Annotated in this window: 7 protein-coding genes; all 7 read right to left on the bottom strand. The window is 32.8% G+C overall.

Annotation, left to right across the window (positions count from 1 at the left end):
- Positions 1-53: 53 nt before the first annotated feature.
- On the bottom strand, positions 54-2,915 hold the full coding sequence (locus tag Q0873_RS02895) for a TonB-dependent receptor (protein WP_299104276.1): 2,862 nt from the start codon (positions 2,913-2,915) through the stop codon (positions 54-56).
- 240 nt (positions 2,916-3,155) lie between these two features.
- Positions 3,156-4,130: a LacI family DNA-binding transcriptional regulator gene (locus Q0873_RS02890; protein ID WP_299104275.1), complete on the bottom strand. Its 975-nt coding sequence runs from the start codon at positions 4,128-4,130 to the stop codon at positions 3,156-3,158.
- Between the two features lie 2 nt (positions 4,131-4,132).
- On the bottom strand, positions 4,133-5,029 hold the full coding sequence (locus Q0873_RS02885; RefSeq protein WP_299104274.1) for a glycosyl hydrolase family 17 protein: 897 nt from the start codon (positions 5,027-5,029) through the stop codon (positions 4,133-4,135).
- A 14-nt stretch (positions 5,030-5,043) separates the two neighbouring features.
- A complete protein-coding gene (locus tag Q0873_RS02880) occupies positions 5,044-7,374 on the bottom strand; it encodes an MFS transporter (protein ID WP_299104273.1) in 2,331 nt (776 codons plus the stop codon).
- A gap of 12 nt (positions 7,375-7,386) precedes the next feature.
- On the bottom strand, positions 7,387-8,832 hold the full coding sequence (locus tag Q0873_RS02875) for a glycoside hydrolase family 30 protein (protein WP_299104272.1): 1,446 nt from the start codon (positions 8,830-8,832) through the stop codon (positions 7,387-7,389).
- Between the two features lie 50 nt (positions 8,833-8,882).
- Positions 8,883-10,163 carry a glycosyl hydrolase family 17 protein gene (locus tag Q0873_RS02870; RefSeq protein WP_299104270.1) on the bottom strand — a complete coding sequence of 427 codons (1,281 nt, stop codon included), beginning with the start codon at positions 10,161-10,163 and terminating at the stop codon, positions 8,883-8,885.
- 4 nt (positions 10,164-10,167) lie between these two features.
- Entirely contained in the window at positions 10,168-13,605 is a 3,438-nt protein-coding gene (locus Q0873_RS02865) for a hypothetical protein (RefSeq protein WP_299104269.1), read from the bottom strand.
- Positions 13,606-13,635: the final 30 nt, after the last annotated feature.

Here is a 13,635-nt window from a genome sequence, read left to right as displayed (position 1 = left end):
TAGAGAGTTTGCTTGCATTTAAACAGAGTTCATTTTTAAAAAATGAAAAATAATTACAGATTAAACTTAACACCTAAACTTCCTTTTACTCCATAATACTCTACTTGCTTAGGTCTTGCCGTGTCATTGGCTCCATAATGATAAATTAATGGTTCATTTAGAATATTGTTTACATCGGCAAAAATTGAAAAACGGTCGTTGATTCTTAATGATCCTGAAAAATCTAATGTTGAATAGTTCCCATAGTACTCATCATTAATATCTCTATCTCCAAAGTCTACTACATATTTTCCTTTATGATTAAATGCAAACCTTAAATTGAACCTGTCATCTTCAAAATATAATTGTGCATTGTATAACTCTTTGGCTTGATATGGTGTAGTTACTGTTCTATCATTTCCGTTTTCATCTCCACCTGGAATAATCATTTCAGAATCCATAAAAGTAGCGTTCGCTTGAATTCCTAGTTTACTTAAAAAGCCTTCTTTAGCAAAAATGTCAAAACGAACATTTGCTCCTACTTCTAATCCTAAAATGTGAGCCTTTCCTCCATTTTCAGGTCTTTTAGTTTCTACACCTCCAATTATAGATGTTGAAGCAAATACTGGGTCTTTTAAATCTTTATAAAATACACCTGCATTTATTATACCTACGTTAGAAAAATAATGTTCAAATAATAGATCGTAGTTCCATGAAAATGTTGGTTCTAGACCAGGGTTACCTCCTTGTGCTTCATTATCGGCTTCACTATATGAAACTCCTGGTGAAATATCACCAAAATTTGGTCTTGCGTAAGTTCTTGTAATCGCTGCTCTTAAGTTTGTTTTAGAATCAAAACTATATCTTGCATGTAATGCTGGTAAATAAGTTAGATACCTATTGGTGTTTTTTGCTTTAACCAATACATTATCGTCTTCGTTATAAGAATATCCCTCTACTGCCGTTTTAGTTGCCTCTAATCGTAAACCTCCAACAAAAGTTAACTTATCTGAAGCTTTAAATGTTGCCATACCATAAGCTGCATATTGATCTTCATTTACTGTAAAATTTCTAGACAATCCACCTCCACTAGCTAAAGCATCAGAATCTCCAGGGATAAAATTAAAATTACCTTGATTCAAATTATAAAAGGCGCTCATTCCTTGTGTAGATAATACTTGATTAAAAGAAGATGATGCGTTCGGCGCCAATTCTTTTAAGAAATCACTTTTACCTGGTTGTGTAATCAGGTATTGAGATAGATTACTAAGTGCAATGTTAGCATTTCCTTGTGGTGAGTAGAAATAATCTCCGTATTCAGCTTTTCTTACTTTATCACGGTATTTAGCACCTACTTTAACCTTAAACTTATCATTAAACTTATGCTCATAGTTAGCTGTTAAAACAACCCTATCTTTTTCGTTTACATAAACTTTGTAGAAGTTTAATCCGTCTGAAGCTATTTGTTGTTGTGTTGGATCTAAGGTAAAGCTACTATCTGAGAACACATCAAAAATAGTTGATGGATTGTTAAAGTCCATTGGTCCTCCATCTGCTTTCCAATAGGCTCTATGATCTCCAGCACCATTAGGTCTAGATACCGCATAAGCTGGCTTAATCCCCACTCCAGATTGATTGAATTTTAATACGAAATAACTGTTATCTTCTGCGTTTGGAATGTTTCCATACTTAAATTCATTCTCATAAGAACCCACATTCCAATCTAATTTACCAGCTCCATCAAATAAACTATGTTCACCTCCAAAATCAAAAGCGACCAATTGTGTAATTAACTCATCATGAATATTTTGTAACTCAACTCTAGCTGTATTATCCGTTTCATCAAACTTATCAAAGCGAATTCTATGTTTATAGTGAGTTTCCTCATCAGCTAAGGTTCCATAAACACCTCTTACTATGAATTTATTATTATCATCTAGTTTATAATCAAATACCGTATTTATTCCAGTTGTTTGTCTTACTCCTGTATAATCTCTTAGTTCTAAACGAAATACTCCTTGGTCTCCTTTTCTACGTGCTTCGAAATTATCTGTTGCCCAAGAACGATTCCAATGAGAAACGTTTACTAAAAATCCGAATTTATTATCTGGGGTTCTATTCCCATAAGTAAAAGCCGCATTGTAGTTTACCTTTCCTGCTTTTTCATTTGTTCCAGTTCCTAATGTTACACTTAATGTTTCTTTAGATGGAGGAGTTTGTGTGATAAAATTTACAGAACCACCAATACCATCACCTTCCATATCTGGTGTAATAGCTTTTGCCGCTTGTACATAACCAATCATTTCCGATGGAAAGAAATCGAAAGCAGTTGCACGAGAAGTAGTTTCTTCTTCTGCTGTTGGAATACGATTTCCATTAATTGTAGTAGAAGCCCAAAAAGGAGGTAAACCACGAACTGATACAAAACGTCCTTCTCCTTGATCTCTTTCTATAGATAATCCTTGAATACGTTGAACTGTTTCAGCAGCATTCCTATCTGGTAATTTTCCAATACCATCTGCTGCTATTACATTCATAATACTCATTGACCTTTTTTGAATACTTAAGGCTCTTGCTTCGCTATTTCTTCTCGAAGAAGATTTTACTACTACTTCATCTAAACTTTGAGATGATTCAGATAGATTAATTGTTCCTAGATTGTTTCCTTTTTCTTTTACATCAACTGTTATTGTTTTTGTTTGAAATGCGATATAAGATATTTCCAAAACAATGTTTCCTAATTCTACATTCGATAAAGTAAAATTACCATCAAAATCGGTGTTGGTACCATTAGAGGTATCTTTTACCATAACAGAAGCTCCTGGTAGCGGATAAGAACCGTCACTGATAACCCCTTTTATAGTGGCGGTTTGTGCATAATTAATTAACGCTATGAAAAAAGTGCAAAGCGATAATAAAAGTTTACTATTAGTCATTTTGTTTTCTTATTTGTTTACAATTATTAAATATCAACATCACAAATCAACGTAATATTTATTATTTGTAAACTTTTTTCTTGTTAAGAAAACTTTTAATAATGTATAACTAATTGTAATTTTATTGTTAAGTAGGATAAGTTATGGTAAACAATAACTAAAATGAGGCATCTTATAACTCATTGAAAGTATTGATATAACTGCAATACCTCAAGTTACTAATCGAGATAATAGTTTCTTTTAAGTTTGATGAATCTCTAAAGCTGTTTTAATGATTCTTGTTTTATAAGAGGCTTCTTTGTTTTTTAATCTAGTTAATAATAACTGTACAGAATTTTCTCCTATTTCTTTTGCATGCTGATTAATTGTGGAAAGTTTTGGATACGAATATTCAGATAAAACTCCTTGACTAAAACTAATAATGGTTAACTCTTCAGGAATTCTAAATGCTACTGTTCTTGCTATGTTTAAAGTTATAATACCCGATAATTCATCCAATGCTAAAACGGCATCTATACGCTTACGCTTAATTAATTTTAGAAATGCTTCTTCTAACTCCTCCTCTTTTTCAAATTCTAATAGTGTAATTTTTTTAGATGCATCAAAAGCTCCTTTTTTTCTTAACTCTCCTACACTCAAATGTTTTATTAAAGAAACGACTACTATTTCTTCCCTTCCTTTATTTATTAGATACTTTACCGTTTTTTTTGCTGAATCAAAGTCATTGATAATTACTTTATCTGAATTCAACTTTTCTGAATATCGATCAAATAATACAAACGGAATCTCTTTTTGGTGTAAGGCAGAAATATGCTTATAGTTTCCTAACTTTTCTGTTTCTTCTGAAGGTGCTAACAAAATTCCGTCTACACTTCCATTAGAGAAAAAAGAAATCCCTTCTTTTTCTGAAGAGACTGTTTCATTAGAGATAGAAACAATAACCTTATAGTTATTCCTTTTTGCTTCTTGTTCTATTCCAGAGAGAATTTTAGTGTAAAAATGATTGAAAATATTAGGTATAATTACCCCTATTGTTTTTGTAGATTTCGCTCTAAGATTAACAGCTACATTATTTGGACGATAATTGTATTTCCTAGCTAATGCCAGTACTTTTTTCTTGGTCCTTTCACTTATTTCAAAGCTATCACTTAAAGCTTTAGAAACAGTTGAAATTGATACTCCCAACTCTTTAGATAACTGTTTTAACGTAACCATTTTTAATACTTTAACTTTTCATTTTTATCCCAAATTCCCCAATATGCTCCTACATCTCCTTCATCTCCAACCTTCCAAGATTCATCAAAAGAAGAGAAATAGAACATCGGTATATTATCTTCTGATGACCATTTTTGAGCATTTATCAAATACTTTATGGCATTCTCATAAGAAGGTATTGCTCCTTCTAAACCTTCTCCCTTACTTGGCCAACCTGTTTCTGTAATAATAACTGGTTTTCCATTGGCTGCATCTAAAGCTTGATAATACATTTGCTTCATATACATCAAAGAATAATCTATATGACAACCTTCCCAATAAGGATAACAGTTGGTAAGTATGACATCACAAGCTTGTGTAATTTTAGGTCTTTCAGTAAATTCATAATAGGCATCAACATAGCCCATAGGAATATTTGTAGGTAACTCTTTTTTTACTTGTTGCATGTATGCTAGTAATTCTTCTTCCGATAAATCTTTCCTATACATTACTTCATTACCTACCGCAGCAATATCAACATATCCTTCTTTTGCCAATTGTATCAGTCCCTTAATCTCGTTTTCATTGATTTCTAAATCATCTCCTAACCAAGCTCCCACTAAGGTTTTAATTCCCATTTCTTTAGCTATTTTGGGAATTAGCTCATTTCCTTCGGTACAAGAAAAAGAACGAATCCATTTAATATGAGGTTTCATAATGGTTAATCTTCTTCTTATTTGTTCTTCGGTTAGTTGATCTCCTGGCTCCTGACCTTCTTCATAAAAACTGGCACATAAACCATACATTCCATTCGTTAAAATATCATTGAATAACTCCTTCAAATCTTCTGTAGATTTCCCCTCAAAAGATATTCCTGAACTTCCTGTTAAAGATTTTATTTTTCCCGATCTAAATGACATTGCAATTCTTTGTTTTAATATTTTAACTTTTCATTCTTGTTCCAAATTCCCCAACGTGAACCAACATCTCCTTCTTGATGTACTTTCCAAGATTCATCAAAAGAAGAGAAATAAAACAGCGGTATATTTTTTTGTTGAGACCATACAATGGTATTTATAAAGTATTTCATCGCATTATTCTCTGAAGGCTCTGCTTTCTCTGTATTATCTCCTTTATTAGGCCATCCGGTCTCTGTAATAATCACTTGTTTTCCATTGGCTACTTGTTCTGTAACTGCAACCATTTTTCTTAAATACTCTGAAGCTTCTTCAATAGAACTTCCTTCCCAGAACGGATAACAGTTTACCAAAATAACATCGCACACTTCAACCAATTTAGGTCTTTCTACAAATTGGTAATAAGCATCTACATATCCTACCGAAATATCTGGCAAGGCTTTTTTTACTTTGAGGATATTGTTTATGAGTTCTTCTTCGCTTAAATCTTCACGTAATAAAACTTCATTTCCTGCCACGGCAACATCTACATATCCTTCTTTAGCCAATTTGATTAAATTATCAATCTCTACTGCGTTCTTATCGCTATCATTTCCAATCCAAGCACCCACCATTGTTTTTAAACGTCTACTTCTTGCTACTTTTGGTATGAGCTCATTTCCGTCTGTACATGAAAAAGAACGAATCCAGTCGGTATAAGGAGCAACAATATCCATACGTTGTTGAATTTGGTTTTCAGATAGTTGATTTCCTATATTTTGCCCTTCTAAATACGGACTAAAACACAATCCGTACATCTTATTTTGCAATGTGTTTCTGAACATTGTTTTGATTTCTTCTGCTGATTTTGATTTGAAATCGATCTCTGTAGAATTATCAATATTCAAATTAGAAGAAAATAAAGATGCCAATTTATTTGTTTGATAGTATGAAGACCCTACTGGTTTCTTTCTACGATCTAGTTGTGCACGAATTTCATTAGCTCTTGCTTCTGAAACACTATAATTACGCATTACATACATCGCTGCTACTGTTCCTATAATTGGGAAAAAGCAAAAAAATGCATGTAGCCCATCTACTGAAGCTTGCTGCTCTACAGTTGGTAACTCTGCATTAAAACCAACCGCCCATATGATAACACCACTCAATGCTCCTGCAATTGCAAAACCTACTTTTACCATCCACCAATAAATTGCTCCAAAAATTCCTTCTCTACGTTTTCCTGTATTCAATTCATCAATATCTATTACATCGGCTGTCATTGACATCATAATGGTAAATAAACTTCCAATACCGAAAGAAAAGAATGGTAAGGCTATGATATACATCCATGGTTTTCCTGGAATAAACAGAAAATACATCATAATATACCCTAGAATAGAAATCGTTTGGCATAACATAAATGCCTTTTTCTTACCCATTCTTTTTGAAAGCCAGGCTACAACAGGTATTACTATAAAAGTGGTTCCTAAGGCTCCTAAAGCTCCAAATAGGGATATCCATATACCCGATGCTTCTGCACTACCATTAAACAATTTATAGACTATTACAAAAAATGTTAATGAGGATACAGCCATAAAGGCATTGTAAATAAAGAATGTAGCAAGACATAACTTTCTAAACTCTTTCATTTGAAATGCTTCTACAAAACTCCTCAGTATTTTCTTTAAGCTACCACTAATATTTAAAAGGTTTAATGGTTCATAATCTTTATCTAAGGTAGATTCACTTTTAATAAACAAAGCGGGTACAATAGCACAAATAGCACATGGGACGGCTACCCATATGGCTAACTTTCTGGCGGCTACATCTGCAGAAGGGAACCATTCTGGATCGTACATAATAATCCAAAATAAGGGTGCTATTACCCAAGCCCATTGCCCAATCCATTGAGCAATTGCCATAATATTTGTGCGTTCATGGAAATCATCACTCATTTCATATCCCATAGCTACGTAAGGAACACTAAAAAGCGTAAGTCCTAAGTAAAACACAACAGACCAAAGAAAGAAATACCAAAAATTGTATTGTACCGTATTCTCTTTAAAGAGTTGCCACATAAAAACGTATGCAATTCCCATTACAATTCCTCCTGCTAAAACATATTGTCTACGTCTTCCCCATTTTGATTTCGTGTTGTCTGAAATAAACCCCATTAAAGGATCGGTGATAGCATCAAACAATCTTGGGAATAAATAAATCATTCCCCACATAAGTCCTGTAAATTTTAAATCTTCTACCAAGACTACCATGAAAATACCCAATATTGCAGGAAACATTTGATTGGCAAACATACCAACACCAAAAGCGACTTTTTGACCGAATGGAACTTTTACTGATTGTGACATTGTTAGTTTCTTTTAATTAGTAATGATGATAGTTTGTATTGCTTGCTTTCCTATTGAAATGTTTTTCGTTTTATTATTTAACTCAATTGTGAACTGCTTCTTCTCTTGAGTAGGATTAAATAATATTACTGAAATGGTCTTATCAGGATTGAGTGCTGCGGTAACCATAACTTGAGCATCATTTGTTTGTGAGTCTATGATTACTGCGTTAGGGCGAATGTATTTGCTGAAATGAGCAAGTGTATAATAAATTGGTGTTAAGTATACCTCATCTGCTTCTTCGTCTACTATAACCGGTGCTACGCACCAATTTTTAAACCAATTAGGGCCTCCTTGTTTATTTAAAACCATATTCCAATCTACCCAGCCATCTACCCAATTATTTAAACAACCAATGATATCTCTTGCGTAACGGTATACAGGTACATACTTAGGGTGCCAACTTTTCTGATGTTCTGGTGCCCAATCCCATCCCCAATCTGTAGCTTCTTTGCTCCAATACCAAGCATCGTCTTTCCATTTAGGAACTTCTGAATCTACACAAGCTTCTGTTTGAATTAGATACTTATTAGGAGCTTTCTTATGTGCATATTGTAATGCCTTTGGAAAATAGTCAACCGTACTCTCATACCAATGAATTGCAGTTCCTGCATAGTATTTAGAAGAATTTTCATCTTTATACATTTCATCTACCCATTCCTTTAAACCATCTCTATTCTGATCATATCCAAAGATTTTCACCTTTTCTAAGCCTTCTTTTTCTAGTTTAGGGCCTAGATGATATTGTACAAAACCAGTCATTTCTTTTGGTGAGAAATGCATACTCTCCCAATTGTTTCCATTTCCATGTGGTTCATTAACAACTGTTACTCCCCATATATCAATTCCTTCTCTTTTATAAGCTTTTAAATACTTAGAAAAGAACAGTGCATAACTATCATTATATTTTGGTAACAGCTTACCCCCAACCCAATGGTTATTATCTTTCATCCAAGGTGGAGCGGTCCATGGAGATGCTATAATCTTAAACCCTTCATCAGAAATAGACATAGCATCTTTTATCATGGGTACCAAATCTTCTTTATCCTCTTCTATACTAAAATGTTCAAGCTCCATATCTTCAGCTACTGGAGCATATGTATAGTTACTCAATGAAAAATCACAGGAGCTTATATGCGTTCTTGTTAAGGAATAATTTGCTCCTTCCTTTCCAAAATATGCTTGTAATACTTTATCTCTATTTTTCTTACTTAGTTTGTTTAACAAATAGGCAGATGCTTCTGTAAAAGAGCCTCCAAACCCAGTAATTGTTTGATGTTTTTTTTCAGGATTGATACTTATTTTCGATAAATTTCCTTCTATAGAAAATTCAGATATTGGTGTTAATTTATTTCCACTAGCTGATGTTTCTAGTACTTCTAGCTTTAATTCTGAATTATTTTTACATTGAGTCATCATTATAAAAATTAGAACGAAAAATGTTAATCTCTTTATAAGTATCATAATCGTTATGGTGTTATTACCAGTTCCTTTCTTAAAGGAGGCATTAATACATCTACCAGAAGATTTTCTTTACTTCCGTTATAGGTTTTAACTATTGTATTTCCTCCTCGTTTTAATCCTTTAAAAACTCCTTTATCTACTAAATCCCATAAAGCATATTTTGCTTTTCCATCTACAGTAAATAAGCCAAAGTGGTTTTCTGATCCTTCGGGGTTTTGAGCATCTTTCCAAGTTTCATCAAAAGCTTCAAAATAGAAACACGACATGCCTTCTTTAGCCGTCCAATCTCTCATATGCTCATAAAAAAGTGCTTCTTTATATTGATCTGTGGCTTTAGAACCTTTATTTCCATAAAACTCGTTAGAATAACTAGCCCAACCTGTTTCTCCTATATGAATTGGTTTGTCAACTCCAATACTTTTCATATACCGTTCAACACCATGGTATTGAGATTCTGCATAGCGACGTGCACGAAGCATAGCGGCTTTTATTTTTTCTAAGCTAGAAAGTGTGTCTTCTTTTTGACTTACACCCCAAAATCGTGGGTTATAATGGGTATCGTGCATCGGATAGGTGTGCATAGAAATAAAGTCTACGGCAGCTATCAGTTTGTTTAAATCCTCTACATGATATTCATTGCTTCCTCCTCCCCAAGAAGCAAAATTATCTGAACTTGTAATCCATAAATCTTTATCCAGCTTCTCTTCTTTTTTTAAGTTTTGAAGATGGTTTACCCATTTTAAAATTACCCAAGGTTGTACATAATAACTCGTGGCCCACTTTACCATAGCTTCGTTGCCAACGGCTATTATTTTTACTATATCTGGGTATTGATTTGCTAGTCTAACAGCTTCATCTATTTCTTTTTTATTTTGTTCGCTTTCTTGTGTATGGTCTACTGGTAAGCCTGTCCATGCATTTTTACAATCTATCCAAGCACCCAACATAACATACATTTCAAAGCTTGCTTCTTCCTTCTTTAACTCGCTAATTGCTTGCAATAAATTTGAAGCATGTGGTAAATGCACATTATAGGTTCTTAATAATTTAACTCCCATCGCATGAAGAATTTTCATATCTTCTTTCAACTCATCAATTGTTGGTTGTATCTCTCTCGTATTCTTACGATATCCTCCGTAAGATATAGCTAGGTAATTAGAGTTTCCTAGTATGTCTTTCGCTTTCACTTCTTTATATGGTTTCTTTAAGGGCTTAGTATTTGTTTTCTCTTTTCCACAAGAAATCAAGAGGACAATGAGTAATATGATATGGCTTCTTGACTTCATATAATTATTTTAAATATTCTTCTGTTATAAACACATTAAGTTGTGCCACACTATTTGTTCTATTAAAGATTTCTGAACTGGTTGTAGCATCCATACTAAATTCTTCTATAGTTCTGTAGTCTCCATTGCTATATTGAATTTCTATTCCTATCTTTTTTGAAATGATATATACAATAGGTATTTGACAGTAAGAGAACAGTAAAGAGTCTGTAGGTAATAACACCTTTCTTTTATTTCCTGAAACTGTTAAAAAATTAATTTCTTTAGCTTCTTGTAAAAATTCGTTTCTCCTAAGTAAATTCGGATTAAAGTGTAGTTTTCCTTCAGAAGCATATACTCCTAGTTCTCCAAAACGGCATAAAATATCTTCTTTTACTTGACCCGTCATTCCAGGTTGCTGAGCTCCTTTACCTTCAGGTGTATGAGAATAAGGGTCTGTTGGGAACGCACCATACAATGTTGGTGATTTATGTACTCCAATGCCTTCATTAATTTCATAATAATGCTCTAACAGTCTTCCTATAATTTCTTCGCTTTCATTTTCTTTAATCGCTTTTAAACAACATTCTTGAACCGCTAATAGTAATTTAGAAACCATATGCCAATATATAGACCCTAAACCTTCGTACCCGTAAAAAGTTCCTGAACGTCCAGTAAATGATTTGTGATTAAAAACTTCTTCAAAGATTTTGAATACTTCATTTTTATCTTTTTCTGAAATTTCCAACGAAAAATTATCCATAGCAATAGCCAAATCATTTGCATTTTTAAAATTCCCGTTAAAATGAAATCCTCCAAGAATATCTTTTTCTATGATAGAAGTATCTCCAACATCAACTAAGGTTTGTAATACAGTTGATTTTCCTAAAGCTTCATTAGGAATAGTGTTTCTTTCTATAAAGCCTTTTAATTCCTTATTTGGATATAATAAATAACTGTATTGATCTTCTCTAAAAAGACGACTCTGCTTTAAGGCATCTAATACTTGTAAAGCCTCTAATGAAGTTAAACTTCCTGAACTTAGTACAGCAACTTGTCCTTCTAACATTTCATCTAAATATGCTATTGAAACTGATTTTTCACTTTCTACAATCATCAAATTATAGGCATGGTACAAATTGTCTGCTCTTTTATTAGCTTTTATCGTGTGCTCTAGATAAGCTAAACTTAGATTTATAAAAGTTCTTAATGATTCTAAGCTGACCGAGGTTTTTCTGCCCGAAAAAGAGTTTTGATAAATATGTAATCTATATTCACTTGCTACTTGGCCCAAACCATCCAAAACCTGTTTTCTTTGTTGGTTTGTAAAACTATCTGAAAGGAAGTCTTTATGTGTTTCAAAAGTATGTAAGACTTCTTTGTAAAAAGTTGCTAGTTCTTTTGAAACTTCTACCGATTTTAATTGAGAGTCTTCAAAAATCTCCTGAAAGAAACTTAAAAATCGTCTTAAGTAACATAAGGTAACCAACGATACTCCATTACCTACCAAGGCATTATTTGCATCATTCCATTCAGGTCGTTGTGTATTCATCCATATTCCTGCTTCTGGAATAAAGTTGGATAATTTAGCCAGTACTGTGGCTAGTATTTTTTCTATAAAATTGACTTTGTGTATAAATCTGTTTTCATCACGTAAAAGCGCTCCATCAGCACCTAACTCATCGCGTTCTTGTCTTATTCTTAAATCAGAGTTTTCATCAAATTCAATAGTATCTTTCGGATTTTTTAACAAATCCTGATAAGACTTAATTCTATAAGGAACATTTGCATATACAAACAAATCTTTGCTGAAAAAGCTTTCCAATTTTCTAGGCTCATAGCTTTCTATAAGTTCTAAAAACTTTAGTAAGTAAATGATTTGATGATCTCCCCAATATCCTATATAACTCCATGGGTCATCTGGTTCTATCGTTTCCCAATCGAAACCATCTTTAGTTACCCTGTAAGGGTTATAACCATCAAAAGTGGTTGCATTCAAAAACTTATGAATCATACTTTCAATAAAAGCAGGATAAGAATATGCTAAAGCTTCCCAGTTTTGAAAAATATCTCTCCAATTCCCTTCATAATCTAATTTCTTAGAACCATCTTCATTTTGTGTATTGATAGAAAACTTGTTCCATGGTCGACTAGGATCTCCATGACGACGACTAAACTTTAAGGGCATGTATTCTAAACACAATCTTCTAAAATTCTTATCCGTTGTTTTTGCAACAATCTCTTTTAGTTTAGAAACCATAAACTTTTCAGGTAAATTATCTATAATAATCTCATTCTTTCTAGCTACTTTTTTATTTGCTTTTGTGATATATGCTTTAAAATCCCATTTTTCAATGGTATAATTATCATCAAAGATTCCTCCTCTCATGATATTGAAAAGCACATTTGAAAAATGACGTGTATTCCTTAATTTATCTGCTGAAACTTGTATACCATCTGATGCTGTATTTAATTGCACCAAATGCTCTGTACCAAGATTGATATCTTGTTTTACTTTTTTTAATAAATTCTTGTCTTTTTGAATACTTTCAGATAGCTTAATTATTTCTGAATGGTTTTGATTAACATTCGCTACTATATACCATTCTTTACTACTATTTGAAGCTAACTGTATTTTAGTTGTGATATAATAGGCTCCTTTTTCTCCTTTTATATCTGTTTCTTCAAATATGCTTTCCTTTCTTCTGAAGTTTCTTAACTGTTTTGAAGAAAGTAGATAAGTAGGATTTTCTATTCCCCAACTCCAAACAATATTTGATTTCAAAGCTTCACTAGGTTCTGCTTTGTCAACTATAATAGCACTTAACGCAAAAACTCCTAAGCCAGATTTCTTATCTAATTCATTTCGTTTATAAGCATCTACAAGGTTACTGCTTGCATTTTGTAAATCACTACCAACTCCATATGGCAACACGTTTTGAATTCCATCAAGAACGTCAACATTTACAGAGTGCAAAGAGCTATTTATAAGTTTACTACTTCGTATAAATCCATATTTATCACTCGTATTCCATCCGTATCTAAAAGTGATTTCTAAATCGTGATTAACCTCTTCAAACAATATCTTATTTCCGTAACTATTTTTATAAATATTTCTAGTGATGTTAAACATTCCTTCTCCACGTTCTGAAAAAGGCTCCCACAAATATGTTCTATCTTCTCTATGTACTTGAAAGATTGATTTACTACCTGTAACTTCAATGCTTTCCGTTATTTTATCGTCTGTATAATACGGAAACAGCGCAAACTCACTGTTTTGTCTACCCGCAGTAATACCGCCATTGCTTGCAATAAACATCCAATGATTGGATGCACTTACAATACTCATAAAAAAAGGACGCATCTCGTCATTATTGCTAATCTTAAAAAAAGCTTCTCCTTCTATAAAAACCTTTTCTAACTTAACTTCTTTGACTGCTTCTTGTGCTAAAGTTAAATTCATTTTATTGTAACTAGTGTAACTTATAATTTT

The organism is uncultured Tenacibaculum sp., from assembly GCF_947498805.1.
Lineage (GTDB): Bacteria > Bacteroidota > Bacteroidia > Flavobacteriales > Flavobacteriaceae > Polaribacter.
The sequence above is the reverse complement of the archived record's forward strand: the minus strand, read 5'-3'. Positions and strand labels throughout refer to the sequence as shown.

What these genes read in the sequence shown, in the direction of transcription:
- Q0873_RS02885 (WP_299104274.1), bottom strand. Translation starts at nt 5,029, where the DNA reads ATGTCATTTAGATCGGGAAAAATAAAATCTTTAACAGGAAGTTCAGGA.
- Q0873_RS02890 (WP_299104275.1), bottom strand. Translation starts at nt 4,130, where the DNA reads ATGGTTACGTTAAAACAGTTATCTAAAGAGTTGGGAGTATCAATTTCA.
- Q0873_RS02865 (WP_299104269.1), bottom strand. Translation starts at nt 13,605, where the DNA reads ATGAATTTAACTTTAGCACAAGAAGCAGTCAAAGAAGTTAAGTTAGAA.
- Q0873_RS02895 (WP_299104276.1), bottom strand. Translation starts at nt 2,915, where the DNA reads ATGACTAATAGTAAACTTTTATTATCGCTTTGCACTTTTTTCATAGCG.
- Q0873_RS02870 (WP_299104270.1), bottom strand. Translation starts at nt 10,163, where the DNA reads ATGAAGTCAAGAAGCCATATCATATTACTCATTGTCCTCTTGATTTCT.
- Q0873_RS02875 (WP_299104272.1), bottom strand. Translation starts at nt 8,832, where the DNA reads ATGATGACTCAATGTAAAAATAATTCAGAATTAAAGCTAGAAGTACTA.
- Q0873_RS02880 (WP_299104273.1), bottom strand. Translation starts at nt 7,374, where the DNA reads ATGTCACAATCAGTAAAAGTTCCATTCGGTCAAAAAGTCGCTTTTGGT.